The sequence below is a fragment of the Streptomyces sp. NPDC036813 genome (genome assembly GCF_055609245.1).
In genome coordinates this window covers 281512-295448 of sequence record NZ_JBVJPV010000001.1, presented here as the reverse complement: position 1 = coordinate 295448, position 13937 = coordinate 281512, and the positions used below count along the sequence as shown (strand labels likewise).

Annotated in this window: 13 protein-coding genes; 5 read left to right on the top strand and 8 right to left on the bottom strand. The window is 70.9% G+C overall.

Annotation, left to right across the window (positions count from 1 at the left end; genetic code table 11):
* The first annotated feature begins 31 nt into the window (after positions 1-31).
* Positions 32-820: a helix-turn-helix domain-containing protein gene (locus tag ACZ67Q_RS01215; protein WP_471174913.1), complete on the top strand. Its 789-nt coding sequence runs from the start codon at positions 32-34 to the stop codon at positions 818-820.
* A 75-nt stretch (positions 821-895) separates the two neighbouring features.
* On the opposite strand, the gene ACZ67Q_RS01210 is transcribed toward ACZ67Q_RS01215, so the two are convergent.
* The 8 genes from ACZ67Q_RS01210 to ACZ67Q_RS01175 all read right to left on the bottom strand — a co-directional run bounded on the left by ACZ67Q_RS01210 (position 896) and on the right by ACZ67Q_RS01175 (position 9175).
* Positions 896-2263 (bottom strand): nucleobase:cation symporter-2 family protein, encoded by a 1368-nt coding sequence (locus tag ACZ67Q_RS01210; protein WP_471174911.1) that lies wholly within the window; start codon positions 2261-2263, stop codon positions 896-898.
* Positions 2264-2485: 222 nt separating this feature from the next.
* A complete protein-coding gene (locus ACZ67Q_RS01205; RefSeq protein WP_471174909.1) occupies positions 2486-3871 on the bottom strand; it encodes an 8-oxoguanine deaminase in 1386 nt (461 codons plus the stop codon).
* Between the two features lie 69 nt (positions 3872-3940).
* The gene (locus tag ACZ67Q_RS01200; protein ID WP_471174907.1) at positions 3941-5353 is read right to left on the bottom strand and encodes a nucleobase:cation symporter-2 family protein; all 1413 of its coding nucleotides are present in this window, start codon (positions 5351-5353) and stop codon (positions 3941-3943) included.
* Between the two features lie 65 nt (positions 5354-5418).
* The gene (gene pucL, locus ACZ67Q_RS01195) at positions 5419-6354 is read right to left on the bottom strand and encodes a factor-independent urate hydroxylase (protein ID WP_471174905.1); all 936 of its coding nucleotides are present in this window, start codon (positions 6352-6354) and stop codon (positions 5419-5421) included.
* An 8-nt stretch (positions 6355-6362) separates the two neighbouring features.
* Positions 6363-6764, bottom strand: a complete 402-nt coding sequence (gene uraH / locus ACZ67Q_RS01190; protein WP_471174903.1) for a hydroxyisourate hydrolase — start codon at positions 6762-6764, stop codon at positions 6363-6365.
* A gap of 8 nt (positions 6765-6772) precedes the next feature.
* On the bottom strand, positions 6773-7282 hold the full coding sequence (uraD, locus tag ACZ67Q_RS01185) for a 2-oxo-4-hydroxy-4-carboxy-5-ureidoimidazoline decarboxylase (RefSeq protein ID WP_471174901.1): 510 nt from the start codon (positions 7280-7282) through the stop codon (positions 6773-6775).
* Positions 7283-8552: 1270 nt separating this feature from the next.
* The gene (locus ACZ67Q_RS01180) at positions 8553-8921 is read right to left on the bottom strand and encodes a helix-turn-helix domain-containing protein (protein WP_471174899.1); all 369 of its coding nucleotides are present in this window, start codon (positions 8919-8921) and stop codon (positions 8553-8555) included.
* Complete coding sequence (locus ACZ67Q_RS01175) at positions 8918-9175, bottom strand: YkoF family thiamine-binding protein (RefSeq protein WP_361635698.1); 258 nt, start codon at positions 9173-9175, stop codon at positions 8918-8920. The genes ACZ67Q_RS01180 and ACZ67Q_RS01175 overlap by 4 nt, the downstream gene beginning before the upstream one ends.
* A gap of 231 nt (positions 9176-9406) precedes the next feature.
* On the opposite strand from ACZ67Q_RS01175, the gene ACZ67Q_RS01170 reads away from it, so the two are divergent.
* From ACZ67Q_RS01170 to ACZ67Q_RS01155, 4 genes are all read left to right on the top strand, one after another.
* Complete coding sequence (locus ACZ67Q_RS01170) at positions 9407-10246, top strand: TIM barrel protein (RefSeq protein ID WP_471174897.1); 840 nt, start codon at positions 9407-9409, stop codon at positions 10244-10246.
* A 69-nt stretch (positions 10247-10315) separates the two neighbouring features.
* Positions 10316-11206 (top strand): 2-hydroxy-3-oxopropionate reductase, encoded by an 891-nt coding sequence (locus ACZ67Q_RS01165; protein WP_471174895.1) that lies wholly within the window; start codon positions 10316-10318, stop codon positions 11204-11206.
* Positions 11207-11441: 235 nt separating this feature from the next.
* Positions 11442-12905: a catalase gene (locus ACZ67Q_RS01160; RefSeq protein ID WP_471174893.1), complete on the top strand. Its 1464-nt coding sequence runs from the start codon at positions 11442-11444 to the stop codon at positions 12903-12905.
* Positions 12906-13675: 770 nt separating this feature from the next.
* On the top strand, positions 13676-13936 hold the full coding sequence (locus ACZ67Q_RS01155; protein WP_471174889.1) for a hypothetical protein: 261 nt from the start codon (positions 13676-13678) through the stop codon (positions 13934-13936).
* Position 13937 lies beyond the last annotated feature (1 nt).

Genomic DNA, 13937 nt, shown 5'->3' with positions numbered 1-13937 from the left:
GCGGACGCTGCCGCGCCCGTACGCTCGTCAGGTGCCGAACGCCATCGCCGAGCAGGCCCTGACCACGCCCGAGGCGCTGCGCCCCTGGATCGCCGGGGTGCGGACGCTGTCCTTCGCCGAGCCGCCCGAGGACGCGGTGGTGCGGCTGCCCGATGCGATCACCCGGGTGGTGCTGCGGGTGACGCAGGACGGGCACCGCGACGTCCTGGTCGTGGGGCCCCGGGTGCGGGCCTCCTACCATGTGGGCAAGGCCCGGGTCTCCTGTACGGAGTTGCGGCTGCTGCCGGGCACGGTCCGCCCCCTGCTGGGTGTGTCGGCCGCCGAGCTGGTCGGCCGGGTCGTCCGGCTGGAGGAGTTGCCCGGAGCGACATCCCGCCGGCTCGCCGACGCCCTGCGGTGGCTCGACCCGGGCGAGGCCGCGCTCCGGCTCGCCGAGACCCTCCCCGGGCTGCTGCCGGCCCTGTCCGACCCGGCCCGCGCTGCGCTGCTGCGGGCCGGCGTGGAGCGGCTGTCGGTCCGCCCCGGCCGCGCCCCGGCACAGGTCGGCGAGGTCGCCCGGGAACTCGCCGTCAGCGAACGCCAGTTGCGCAACCTGTTCGCCGACGGCGTCGGCGTCTCCCCCAAGCACTACGCCCGGATCGACCGCGTCCGCGCGGTCGTCACCGGCGCCACGACGACACCCTGGTCCCGGCTGGCCACCGCCACGGGCTTCTTCGACCAGGCGCACATGACGACCGACTTCCGCTCGCTGATGGGCGTGCCGCCTCGCTCGTACTTCGGGGGCCGGCTGCCCGCCGTCACCCCGTGCAGGGCCGGCTGAGCCCGCCCACGGCAACGGCCGGGGGTGACGGCGTCTCTCCGTCTCCCCCGGCCGGTCAAGCCCTCACCGCCGGTCTCAGTGCGCAGCGGCGATCTCCTCCCCCGCCTCCATGGGGTGCGTCACGTCCTGGGCCTCGCGGCTCTTGCCGATGTGGTTGAAGAGGAGGTTGAGCACCACGGCCGTGACACAGCCCGTCGAGATGCCCGAGTCCAGGACGATCTTCGCGGTCTCGGGGAAGGAGTGGTAGAACTCCGGCGAGGTGATCGGGATGATGCCGACGGCGAGGGAGACGGCCACGATCAGGACGTTGTTGTCCCGTTCGAGACCGGCCCGCACCAGGGTCTGGATGCCGCTCGCCGCGACCGAGCCGAACAGCACCACTCCGGCGCCGCCGAGGACCGGGCGGGGCACGACCGCGATCAGTGAGGCCGCCATCGGGCACAGGCCCATCAGCACCAGGAAGGCGCCGCCGGTGGCGACGACGTACCGGCTGCGGATCTTCGTCATCGCGACCAGGCCGATGTTCTGCGCGAAGGCGCTGCACATGAAGCCGTTGAACAGCGGGCTGATCGCCGAGCCGAGGGTGTCGGCACGCAGGCCGGCCGCTATGGTCTTCTCGTCGGCGGGACGCTCGACGATCTCACCGAGCGCCAGCATGTCGGCGGTCGACTCGGTCATCGAGACGACCATCACCACGCACAGCGAGAGGATCGCGGCGAGCTGGAACTGCGGGGCGCCGAAGTGGAACGGGGTCGGGAAGCCGACCACGGCGGCCTCGCCGACGGGGCTGAAGTCCGTCACGCCGAACGGTATCGCGATGACCGTGCCGGCGATCAGGCCGAGCAGCACGGCGATCTGCTTGACGAAGCCGGTGGTGAAACGGCGCAGCAGCAGCACGATCAGCAGGGTGATGCCGGCCAGGGTGAGGTAGGTCGTCGAACCGTAGTCGTCGGCCTTGGGATTGGGTCCCTGGGCCCAGCCGAAGGCGACCGGGAGCAGCGACACCCCGATCAGGGTGATCACGGTGCCGGTGACGACCGGCGGGAAGAAGCGGAGCGCCTTGCTGAAGATGGGAGCGGCGAGGAAGCCGAGCAGACCGGCGACGATGACCGCGCCGAAGATGATCGGCAGCGCGTCGGACTTGTCGTGGGTGGAGGCGACCACCGCGGTCATGGGGGCGACACCGGCGAAGGTCACGCCGTTCACGAACGGCAGCCGGGCACCGATCTTCCAGATGCCGAGGGTCTGCAGGAACGTGGCGAGGCCCGCGGTGAACAGGCAGGCGCCGGTGAGGAACGTCAGTTCGGCGCCGGAGAGGCCGATGGCCGCGCCGACGATCAAGGGTGGGGCGACGACTCCGGCGTACATGGCGGCGACGTGCTGCAAGCCGCTGGTCGCCATTTTGAGTGCGGGGAGTTTTTCATCTACGGGGTGGGCGGCCACAGCTGCTCCTCCGGGCGGCTAACACGTCGTGGGGCCGACGTGGATATCTGGGAGGTGGTGCGAGGTCGTGCGGGACCGTGACGGGGGGTGGCGCGGGTGAGCGGTGAGACCGTTCCGGGGCGCGCGCGTTCACGCGCGCCCCGGAGACGGCTGCCGTGGATCCCGCTCGGATCCACGGTTCCCGGCCGGGAGCCGTCCCTCTCGGCCGGAGACTTGGGGGGATCAGGCCTGGGCGCTGATCCGGGCGAGGCGCTGTGCCTCCTCGCGGGTGGAGCGGGCGACGGCGTCCTCGTCGACGGTGAGCAGGCGCCCGTCCTCCACGATCTGCCGGCCGTTGACGAAGGAGGCGGTGACCGGGGCGGCCGCGCCGAAGACCAGCGCGGTCACCGGGTCGGCGATGGAGGAATGGGCGAGGGTGTCCATCCTCCACAGCACCACGTCGGCCAGTTTGCCCGCCTCCAGCGAGCCGATCTGGTCGGCCCGGCCGAGCACCCGCGCGCCGCCGTGGGTGCCGAGGCGCAGCGCCTGGCGGGCGTTCAGCGCGGCCTCGCGGTGCGCGCCGAGGCGGTTGATCAGCAGGGCGTTGCGCAGCTCGGTGTGCAGTTCACCGGACTCGTTGGAGGCGGTGCCGTCGACGCCGAGGCCGACCGGGACGCCCGCGGCGAGCATGTCGGGGACGCGGGCGATGCCGGCCGCGAGGCGGGCGTTGGACGACGGGCAGTGGGCGACGCCGGTCTTCGTACGGGCGAACGCGGCGATGTCGGAGTCGGTCATGTGGACGCAGTGCGCCATCCACACGTCCTCACCGAGCCAGCCCGTCGACTCGAAGTAGTCGGTGGGGCCCATGCCGAACAGCTCGTGGCAGAACTTCTCCTCCTCCACGGTCTCCGAGCCGTGGGTGTGCAGCCGCACCTCGAGGCGGCGGGCCAACTCCGCTCCCTGCCGCATGAGTTCGGTGGACACGGAGAAAGGTGAGCAGGGCGCGACGGCCACCTGGGTCATCGCGTCGAAGGAGGCGTCGTGGTGCTTGCGGACGGTGTCCTCGGTCGCCGCGAGCGCGCCTTCCAGCGTCTCCACGGCGAAGTCCGGCGGCAGCCCGCCGTCCTTGACGCTGCGGTCCATCGAGCCGCGGGCCAGCGTGAAACGCACCCCCATCTCGGCGGCGGCCTTGATGATCGCGCCGGACAGGTCACCGGAGCCGTGCGGGAACACGTAGTGGTGGTCCATGGCGGTGGTGACACCGCCGCGGGCCATCATGGCGAGCGATCCTTGCGCGGCCGAGTAACACATCTGCTCGTCGATGCGCGCCCACGTCGGGTACAGCGCGACCAGCCAGTCGAACAGGTTGTGGTCGGTGGCCAGGCCCCGGGTGATCCACTGGTAGAAGTGGTGGTGGGTGTTGACCAGCCCGGGCGTGGCGAGATGACCGCTCGCGTCGATCCGGCGCACCACGTTCTGCAGGCCCTCGGGAGCCTTACCGGCGCCGACCGACTCGATCCTGTTCCCGGCGAGGACGAGGTGTCCCGACACGTACTCGGTGTCGCCCGCGTCCACGGTGGCGATCGCGCAGTTCTCGATCACGATGCGCTGGGCTGCCGATACTGCCATCGTGCTTCCTTGTCTTTCGGTGGCGGCCCGTGGACGGGGGTGGGTCCACGGGGAGGGCACGGCAGGACCCTAGGAGGATTTGAGTGCCGGGGCTGTCTGGCCGCTCCGGGTGCCGAGGTGATGGAAGAACAAGTTGAGCAGGACCGCGACGAGCGCGCCGGCGCTGATGCCGGAGCCGAGCACCGTCTGCGCCCAGGCGGGGAAGTCGGCGTAGAAGGTGGGGGCGGCCAGCGGGATGATGCCCGCGCCGAGCGCCACGGCCACCAGGATGATGTTGGAGCTGTCGTCCAGGCCGGCTTCCGACAGGGTGCGGATGCCGCTGACGGCGATCGAGCCGAACAGCACGATGCCCGCGCCGCCGAGGACCGGCATGGGGACCAGGGAGACGACCGCGCCGAGTACCGGGAAGGCGCCGAGGACCAGCAGGGTCGCGCCGGCGACGGCGACGACGTAGCGGCTGCGCACCCGGGTCAGCGAGACGACGCCGACGTTCTGGGCGAAGGCCGAGGTGGGGAAGCCGCCGAAGACCGGCCCGATCAGGGTGGCGATGCCGTCGGTGCGCAGGCCACGCGTGATCGTCCTGGCGTTCGCGCGGCGGTCGCAGATCTCGCCGAGGGCGAGCATGCCGGCGCTCGACTCGGTCATCAGCACCAGCATCACGATGCACAGCGACAGGATGGCCGCGGGCTGGAACTCGGGGGTGCCGAAGGCGAACGGTGTGGGCAGCGCGGCCACGGGCGCCGACTTGAAGGCGCTGAAGTCGGCCATGCCGAAGGGGATGGCGACCAGGGTGCCGACGAGCAGACCGAACAGCAGGGCGACCTGCTTGACGAAGCCCTTGCCGAAGCGCTGGATCAGCAGGATCACGGCGAGGGTGAAGCCGGCCAGCGCGAGGTACTTCATGGCGCCGAAGTCCGCGGCGCTCTTGTCGCCGCCCTGCGCCCAGCTGACGGGCACGGGCATCAGGGTGACGCCGATGAGCGTGATGACCACGCCGGTGACCAGCGGCGGGAAGAAGCGCAGGAGCCGCCCGAAGAAGGGTCCGACACCCAGGCAGAAGACACCGGCGACCATCACCGCGCCGTAGATCGCGGGGAGTTGATGGCCCTTGTCGTTGGTCTCGGCGATCGCGAGGATCGGGGCGATGCCTGCGGAGGAGGCGGCGTTGACGAAGGGCAGCCGGTTGCCGACGAAGCCCTTGACGCCGATGGTCTGGAGAATGGTCGCGACGCCCGCGATGAGCAGGGACGCGGCGATCAGGCGGGTGCGGGCCGCGATGTCGAGTCCGCATGCCTGGCCGATGATGAGCGGAGGAGTGACAACGCCTGCGTACATGGCGGCGATGTGCTGGAGCGCGGCGGGGACGAGCCGCGAGAGGTGGAGCTTCTCGTCCACCGGGTGCACGGACGTGACGGCGTCCTCGGTGTGCACCGGCGGGGTGGAACAGGAGCCCTTCACCGGCTCCATTGCAGGCTGTGCCATTGTGTTCCCTCCGGTGTGGCGTGTCCCCGGGCCCGGCGGCCGGGTCCGGGGACACGCGCCCCGCGTCAGAGGTTGGTCATGTCGACCGGGATGAGCTGCTCAGCGCCGTCCCGCAGGATGGTGGCCTCGATCAGGCCGTAGGGGCGGTCGGCGGCGTAGTACACAGCACCGTCCTTCGCCTCGTTGTCGATCCCGAAGGGCGACAGGTCCGAGCGGAAGTGGTGCTTGTTGGGCATCGAGAAGCGGATCTCGTCGACCTCGTCGCGCGAGTTCAGCACCCGCACACCCATCTCGAAGAGGGTCTGCTGGAGCGAGTACGAGTAGGTCTCGGCGAACGCCTGCAGCGCGTGCTTGCGGACCCCGTTGTACGAGCGGTCCCAGTCCGGGGCGTGCGAGTCGATGCCGTCCCAGTTGTGCCGCCACCAGGTGGAGACGGTGGTGGCGAGGATCCGGTCGTAGTCCTCCTTCAGGGTGGTGTACTTGTCCTTCAGGTAGCCCCAGAACTCGGAGTTGGTCGTGTTCAGGACGGTCAGGTCCTTGAAGCCGGAGAGCACCTGGATGCCGTGGCCGTCGTAGGTGATCTCCGCGACGCGGGTCTCCTGGCCCTTGCGGACGAAGGAGTGGGCGATCTCGTCGGAGCCGACGAAGCGGGCGCCGGACTGCGACGTCTCGATCCGCTCCCAGCCGTACTCCTCGATGCGGATGCGGGCCCGGCTGATGGACCCGGTGTTGTCCACGAAGTGGCGGGCGAGCTTGACGCCGAAGTCCTCGGCGCTCTCGATCCCGTGCTCCTTGGCGAACGCGTACACCGTGTTCTTGGTGGTGTCGGTGGGCAGGACGTTCGCGTTCGAACCGCTGCGGTGGACCTCCTCCATGTCGCCGGAGAGGGCGACGGAGACGTTCAGGTCCTTGATGTGGTGCGTGTCGCCGTCACGCGTGATCTTTACGACGCGGTTCTCTGCCTTGCCGTACTGGTTCTGTCCCAGGACGAAACGGGTCATGGTGTCGGTCAGCTCCCTCGGTAAACGGAGTAGCCGAACGGGTTGAGCAGCAGCGGAACGTGGTAGTGCTCACCGGGCACCACCGCGAAGGCGATGGTGACCTCGGGGAAGAACACCGGCCGGCTGTTCTCGCTGTCCCGGAGCGCGGGGGCGTCCTGCTGGGCCGCGGCTTGTTTCTTGGCGAAGTACGTCTCGGTGTCGAAGTCGAGCCGTACGTGTGTGGTCCCCTCCGGCAGGGCCGGGAGGTCCTTGCACCGCCCGTCCGCGTCGGTGGCCGAACCGCCGAGTGCCTGCCAGTCCGCGTCCAGCCCGGAGCGGGCCGACAGGTGGACGGCGACGGCCTCGGCGGGCCGGCCGACGGAGGTGTCCAGGATGTGCGTGGACACCGAGGCGGTGGTGCTGGTGCTCATGGCTGCTGTCAGTCCTCTTCGACGAGTCGTGCCAGTCGGATGCGGTTGATCTTGCCCAGCTCGGTGCGGACGATCTCCCGCTCCTGCTCCGGCGAGTTACCGATCCGCTCCTTGACGGCATCCCGCATCTGCTCACCGGTCCTGCCGGTGGCGCAGATCAGGAAGACATGGCCGAACTTCTCCTGGTAGGCCAGGTTCAGCTCGAGCATCTCCGCCCTGAGCTCCTCGGATGCGCCGGCCATGCCGCGCTGTTCCCGAGCGGAGGTGGGATCCCCCGGCTTGGGGCGGCCGATCGGCGGGTGCCCGGCCATGGCCTCCTCGAGGTCCTTCGCGGTCAGCTCCGCCATGGCGGCGTCGCTGGCTGCGTAGAGATCTTCGAGGCCGGCATAGGGGCGGGCGGCCAGCAGCCGCTGCGCCCATGCCGTGGAGCTGCACGCCTCGAGGAGCGCGGCGCGAGCCACGTCGTCCTGCGAAGCGTTGAAGCGGGCCAGGCCCGGCGGCGTGGAAGTCGAAGTCACGGGTGCCTCCGTGGCCTTGTGCTGAACGGGCTGCCGATAGCTAACGCCCTCCGAAACACGACGTCAACAGTTTGTTGAAAATTCGGCGTAACAAATACGACGCCTTGACGAACGGCTGCATGTGGGCCGGCGGCGGGCACGGCATGCCCATGCCGGGCGGCGTCCGACTCCCCGACGAGAGGGACCCCGGGAGGCCGCCACGGCCATGGTCCCGCACGCGACGGAACACGGCACGGACCAGGACACACCCCACCGGACGAACCGGAGAGCCACACGGACGAGCCGGGGGCCCATCGGGGGCCGGGACCCCTGCGGCGGTCAGGCCGGCAGAATCCAGGAACGCCCATCCGCACAGGCGACCAGCCGGGCCCCCGAGGCAGCCACCTGCCGAGCCGGACGAACCACAGGCCCGAGGATCTGCTGGGCACGGGGGCGCCCGTGCCCGACGGGGATCGGGTGACCGAGGCCCCGGACAGTCAGCGCGCGGGCGCACCATGTCCGGCGAGGGCCGGCGGGCCGGGACACCCAGGCCCTGCCGAGCCCGGGCGCCCAGGACCGGCGAGGGCCGCCAGGCCAGACCCCGGGACGTGCTGGGTGTAGGAGCGCCGATGCCTGGCAGAGCCGAGGCAGGGACCCGGGCCCCGGCCTGGCGGGGGCCGAACGGGCCTGGGGCCTGGACCCGCAGGGCGCAGGGCGCACACGTCCGACAGGAGCCGGGCCAAGGACCCCGAGCCCGCAGGGGGCAGGGGCAGCCATGCCCGGCGAGGGCCGGTGGGCCAGAGAACCGGGGCCTGCCGGGCGCATGACCCCCATGACTGGCAGGAGCCGGGCCAGGGGCCACCCGAGCCCGCAGGGCGCAGGGGCGTCCGCCACCGGCGGGGGCCGGGTGGGCCAGGGAACCGGGACCTCAGGATGCAGTGCCGCCCATGCCCGGCGAGCCGGGTGGGCGAGGGAACCGGAGCCTGCTCGGCGCATGGCGCCCATGGCTGGCAGGCGCGCCGGGCCGGGCCCCAGCCCGCACGCTGCAGCGGCGTCCACGCCCGGCGAGGGCCGGGTGGGCCAGAGAACCGGGGCCTGCCGGGCGCAGAGCTGACCGGTGGGCTCAGGTGAGCCGGTGCGCGGCGGCTCGCGCGGTGCGCAGTCACCGCCGTACCCGGCGGGGGGCGGCTCGCGCGGTGCGCAGTCACCGCCGTGCCCGGCGGGGGCGAGTGGGGGGAGGGGCCGGGCTGGGGGGTGCAGCCCCGCTGGGGGCCTGGTGGGAGCGGCGCGGTTACGCGCCCTTTTGGCGGTTCAGGTAGTTGTAGACCGTGAAGCGGCTGACGCCGAGGGCGCCGGCGACGGTTTCCACGCCGTGGCGGACCGAGAAGGCGCCGCGGGCCTCCAGTATGCGGACGATCTCCTGCTTGGCCTTGCGGTCCAGGTCGGCGAGCGGCATGCCCTTGCGGCGCTCCATCGCGGCCAGGATGTGGTCGAGGGAGTCGGCCAGCTGCGGCAGCCGTACGGCGACGACGTCCGTACCCTCCCAGGTGAGCACCACGTCGTCGGGACGGGCCTCGTCCGGCGGCATCATCTCGCCGCCGATCGCATCGACCAGCGGCTTCACGGCCGCGATGAACGGCTCGTCCCCGGTACCGGTCACTCGTCCTCCCCGATCCCGTCGATCACGTTGACCTGCAGCGAGATGCGGGTGGCGCCGGCCGCGAGCGACTTGCGCAGCAGCGCGTCGACCGCCGTGAGCACGGCGTCGGCGTCGCCCTCCGCCGTATTGCCGAACGGTCCGACGTCCACGGCGTCCAGCTCGGCCGCCTCCACGACCTCGCGGGCGACCACGGCATGCGGCGGCGCCTCGTCGAGATCGAAGGGCTCGGTCGTGAACTCCACTCTCAATCGCACGCGCACAACCTAACGCCCGGCACCCGTTTTCGTGCAGCCTCCGCCGAGGCCGGACCGAGCAGCCGGCAGGCCCCCTCCGCCGCCCGGCGAGGGGCGGGTCACACCGTCCTCGGCCGTCCGTCAGCCGAACCCCTCTTGACAAGGCGCGACACACGACGGCAATCTTCCATTACGCAGAAACGAACTTCCGTAATACGGAAACTCGACTAACGGAAGGGAGCGCGGCCCCAGATGGGATTCGCAGACCAGCGCTTCAACGTCAACCTGTCGATCCTCTTCACGGAACTCCCGCTCCTGGAGCGTCCCGCGGCCGCCGCCGCGGCCGGCTTCACCGCGGTCGAGCTGTGGTGGCCCTGGATCGAGACCCCCACCCCCGAGCAGTCCGAGCTCGACGCCCTGAAGAAGGCGATCGAGGACGCGGGCGTACAGCTCACGGGCCTGAACTTCTACGCCGGGCAGCTGCCCGGTCCCGACCGCGGCGCCCTCTCGGTGCCCGGTGAGGAGTCGGAGAAGTTCCGCGCCAACATCGACGTGGCCATCGCCTTCGCCCAGTCCCTCGGCTGCACCACGTTCAACGCCCTGTACGGCAACCGCGTCGACGGCGTGGACCCGGCCGAGCAGGACGCCCTCGCCCTGGAGAACCTCGTCCTCGCGGCCCAGGCCGTCGGACGGGTCGGCGGGACGATCCTGATCGAGGCCCTCAACCAGCCCGAGTCGCCCAAGTGCCCGATCGTGAGCGCGCCCAAGGCGATCGAGATCGTCGACAAGGTGAACGAGGCGACCGGTCTCGGCAACGCCAAGTTCCTCATGGACCTGTACCACCTGTCCATGAACGGCGAGGACCTGCCGTCGGTCATCGAACAGTACGCGGCCAAGACCGGCCACGTGCAGATCGCCGACAACCCGGGCCGCGGCGCCCCCGGCACCGGCTCGCTGCCCCTCGAGGACCTCCTCGACCAGCTGACCAAGGCCGGTTACGACGGCTGGGTCGGCCTGGAGTACAAGCCGGGCGACAAGCCCAGCGCCGAGGCCTTCGAGTGGCTGCCGCGCGAGGCGCGCGCCGCCCGCTGACACCCGGGGCGCCTGTCAGCCGGCGCCACCTCACCGACGTAGCACAGCAGTTAGAGAGGCACCCCCGTCATGAGCAACCTTCCCAAGATCGCCTGGATCGGCCTCGGCATCATGGGCTCCCCCATGTCCGAGAACCTGATCAAGGCGGGTTACCAGGTCACCGGCTTCACCCTCGAGCAGGACAAGCTCGACCGCCTGGCCGCCGCCGGCGGCACCGCGGCCGGCTCGATCGCCGAGGCGGTCAAGGACGCCGACGTCGTCATCACGATGGTGCCCGCCTCCCCGCAGGTCGAGGCCATCGCCTACGGCCCGGACGGCATCCTGGAGAACGCCAAGTCCGGCGCCCTGCTGATCGACATGTCCTCGATCACCCCGCAGACCTCCGTCGACCTGGCCAAGGCCGCCAAGGACAAGGGCATCCGCGTCCTGGACGCCCCGGTGTCCGGCGGCGAGGCCGGCGCCATCGAGGCCGTACTGTCGATCATGGTCGGTGGCGAGCAGGCCGACTTCGACCAGGCCAAGCCGATCCTCGAGGCCCTCGGCAAGACCATCGTGCTGTGCGGTCCGCACGGCTCGGGCCAGACCGTGAAGGCCGCCAACCAGCTCATCGTCGCCGTGAACATCCAGGCGTGCGCCGAGGCCGTGGTCTTCCTGGAGAAGTCCGGCGTCGACCTGAAGGCCGCACTGGACGTCCTCAACGGCGGCCTGGCGGGCTCGACCGTGCTGACGCGGAAGAAGGACAACTTCCTCAACCGCGACTTCAAGCCGGGCTTCCGTATCGACCTGCACCACAAGGACATGGGCATCGTCACCGACGCCGCCCGCAACGTCGGCGCGGCCCTGCCGGTCGGCGCCGTGGTCGCCCATCTGGTCGCCTCGCTGCGCGCCCAGGGTGACGGCGGCCTGGACCACTCGGCCCTGCTGCGGGCCGTGGAGCGCCTCTCCGGCGCCCAGATCTGACCCAGATCCGACCCGGATCCGACCCGGGTCCGACCCTCCCGGATCTTCCGGGCCGTGGCGGCGCCGACACCTGTCCCGTCGCGCCCACGCGCCGCCACGGCCCGGAACCACGCATGCCCACCACTTCAACAAAACGTTGAAATTGACTTCAACAAACTGTTGACGCCCCTGGTCAGGCGTCCCTACGCTCACTGCACCGCCACCAGGCTTCAGCAGTCCCGTTCGGAAGGTCCACATGTCGAAGCGCGTGCTCACGACCGAGTCCGGCGCCCCCGTCGCCGACAACCAGAACTCCGCCTCCGCCGGCGTCGGCGGGCCGCTCCTGATCCAGGACCAGCAGCTCCTGGAGAAGCTCGCGCGCTTCAACCGCGAGCGCATCCCGGAGCGTGTCGTGCACGCCCGCGGCTCCGGCGCCTACGGCCACTTCGAGGTCACCGACGACGTCACCGGCTTCACCCACGCCGACTTCCTCAGCGAGATCGGCAAGCGCACCGAGGTGTTCCTGCGCTTCTCCACCGTGGCCGACTCGCTCGGTGGCGCGGACGCCGTCCGTGACCCGCGCGGCTTCGCGGTGAAGTTCTACACCGAAGAGGGCAACTACGACCTCGTCGGCAACAACACCCCGGTGTTCTTCATCAAGGACCCGATCAAGTTCCCCGACTTCATCCACTCGCAGAAGCGCGACCCGTTCACCGGGAAGCAGGAGCCGGACAACGTCTGGGACTTCTGGGCCCACTCCCCCGAGGCCACGCACCAGATCACGTGGCTGATGGGTGACCGCGGCATCCCGGCGTCGTACCGCCACATGGACGGTTTCGGCTCGCACACCTACCAGTGGACGAACGCCAAGGGCGAGGCCTTCTTCGTCAAGTACCACTTCAAGACGAACCAGGGCATCCGCTGCCTGACCAGCGACCAGGCCGCCGAGCTCGCGGGCAAGGACCCCAACTCGCACCAGACTGACCTGCTCCAGGCCATCGAGCGCGGCGTGCACCCGTCCTGGACCCTCTACGTCCAGCTGATGCCTGCGGCCGAGGCGGCGAACTACCGCTTCAACCCGTTCGACCTGACCAAGGTGTGGCCGCACAAGGACTACCCGCTGCAGCGCGTGGGCCGCCTGGTGCTGGACCGCAACCCGGACAACGTCTTCGCCGAGGTCGAGCAGGCCGCGTTCTCCCCGAACAACTTCGTGCCGGGCATCGGCCCGTCGCCGGACAAGATGCTCCAGGGCCGTCTGTTCGCCTACGCGGACGCCCACCGCTACCGCCTGGGCGTGAACCACACCCTGCTGCCGGTCAACTCGCCGAAGGCGGTTCCGGGCGGCGCCCGCAACTACGGCCGCGACGGCTTCATGGCGCTCAACGCCCAGGGCCGCGACGCGAAGAACTACGAGCCGAACTCCTACGACGGCCCGGTCGAGACCGGCCGCCCGCTGTCGGCTCCCCTCGCGGTCTCCGGTCACACCGGCACCCACGAGGCCCCGCTGCACACCAAGGACGACGACTTCTTCCAGGCCGGTGAGCTGTACCGGCTGATGTCGGAGGAGGAGAAGTCCCGCCTGATCGCGAACATCGCCGGCGGCCTGTCGCAGGTCTCCCGCAACGACGTGATCGAGAAGAACCTGGCCCACTTCCACGCCGCCGACCTCGAGTACGGCAAGCGCGTGGAGGAGGCGGTCCGCGCCCTGCGCGAGGACTGATCCTTCAGGCCGTGAAGCTGCGTCCGGACCCGGCGGGGAGGCCGGGATCCGGACGCGCAGAACCCGCCGCCACGCGATCCGGATGAGGGGTGATCGCGGGGCATGGTGGGCAGGGCGAGGACCGCGGCGGCGTGCGAGCCAGTGCGGTGGTGAAGGAACGTGACGCGACTGCCGACGTGAGGCAGGAACGTCCGGCTCCGTCGCATCCGCCGCGGTCCCAGCCACTCCCCTCCGGGGGGCGCATGATCCAACGGAGCGCTTGCTCAGGCAGGAGCCTCCCGCTCCGGCGGGGCACTCGCTCCGGCAGGAGCCCTCGGCTCCGGCGGGCCGCTTGCTCCGGCAGGAGCCCTTGCTCCGGCGAGGCGCTCGCTCCGGCAGGAGCCTCTGGCTCCGCGGGGCGCTCGCTCCGGCGGGAGCCCTGGCCACCTCGCGGGTTCGGTGCTCCAGCGGAGCCCGTTCTCCGGGGGCCTTAGAGCCCCTTGGGGGCCCACAGACTCCGTCCGGCGGCGCGAATGTCCTGTCGCGCCCAGTCTCGCGCCGTCGGACGGCCACAACCGAAGATGCCTCACCGGCCGAGCGGCGCCGGATGCGGACGGTCCCGCATCCGGCGCCGCTCGGCGTTTTCCTGAGTACCGTCCCGCGCCGTTCGGCGTTTTCCGGAAGTGCCGTCCCGCGCTGCCCCGCGCCGCCCGGTGGTCTGCGAAGTACCGTCCGCGCTGCCCGGCGTTTTCCGGGGTGCGGCGGCGCCGGGGCGGCAGCAGCCTTGAGACATGACGCACGCAACGGAGCACCCGCACGTCGTGGTGCACCCGCCGGCGCTGGACGGCTCACGGCGGGTCACCGAGGGCGACGAGACGCTGGGCGTCGCCACGCACATCGACGACGTCGCCGAGATCCTGCGGCTGGCCGACCTGTATGTCACGGACGTGGCGGAGAGCGACTTCGTCGAGTGGCAGGGCGGCGGCCCCGACGACTGGCCGGGCCTGTCGGAACACCACGAGTCCACCGGCGACGTACACAAGGGGTCGTAGC

Excerpts from the sequence above, each read along its gene's own strand:
- ACZ67Q_RS01205 (WP_471174909.1), bottom strand. The coding sequence starts at position 3,871 with ATGGCAGTATCGGCAGCCCAGCGCATCGTGATCGAGAACTGCGCGATC.
- ACZ67Q_RS01200 (WP_471174907.1), bottom strand. The coding sequence starts at position 5,353 with ATGGCACAGCCTGCAATGGAGCCGGTGAAGGGCTCCTGTTCCACCCCG.
- pucL (WP_471174905.1), bottom strand. The coding sequence starts at position 6,354 with ATGACCCGTTTCGTCCTGGGACAGAACCAGTACGGCAAGGCAGAGAAC.
- uraH (WP_471174903.1), bottom strand. The coding sequence starts at position 6,764 with ATGAGCACCAGCACCACCGCCTCGGTGTCCACGCACATCCTGGACACC.
- ACZ67Q_RS01170 (WP_471174897.1), top strand. The coding sequence starts at position 9,407 with ATGGGATTCGCAGACCAGCGCTTCAACGTCAACCTGTCGATCCTCTTC.
- ACZ67Q_RS01165 (WP_471174895.1), top strand. The coding sequence starts at position 10,316 with ATGAGCAACCTTCCCAAGATCGCCTGGATCGGCCTCGGCATCATGGGC.
- ACZ67Q_RS01160 (WP_471174893.1), top strand. The coding sequence starts at position 11,442 with ATGTCGAAGCGCGTGCTCACGACCGAGTCCGGCGCCCCCGTCGCCGAC.
- ACZ67Q_RS01155 (WP_471174889.1), top strand. The coding sequence starts at position 13,676 with ATGACGCACGCAACGGAGCACCCGCACGTCGTGGTGCACCCGCCGGCG.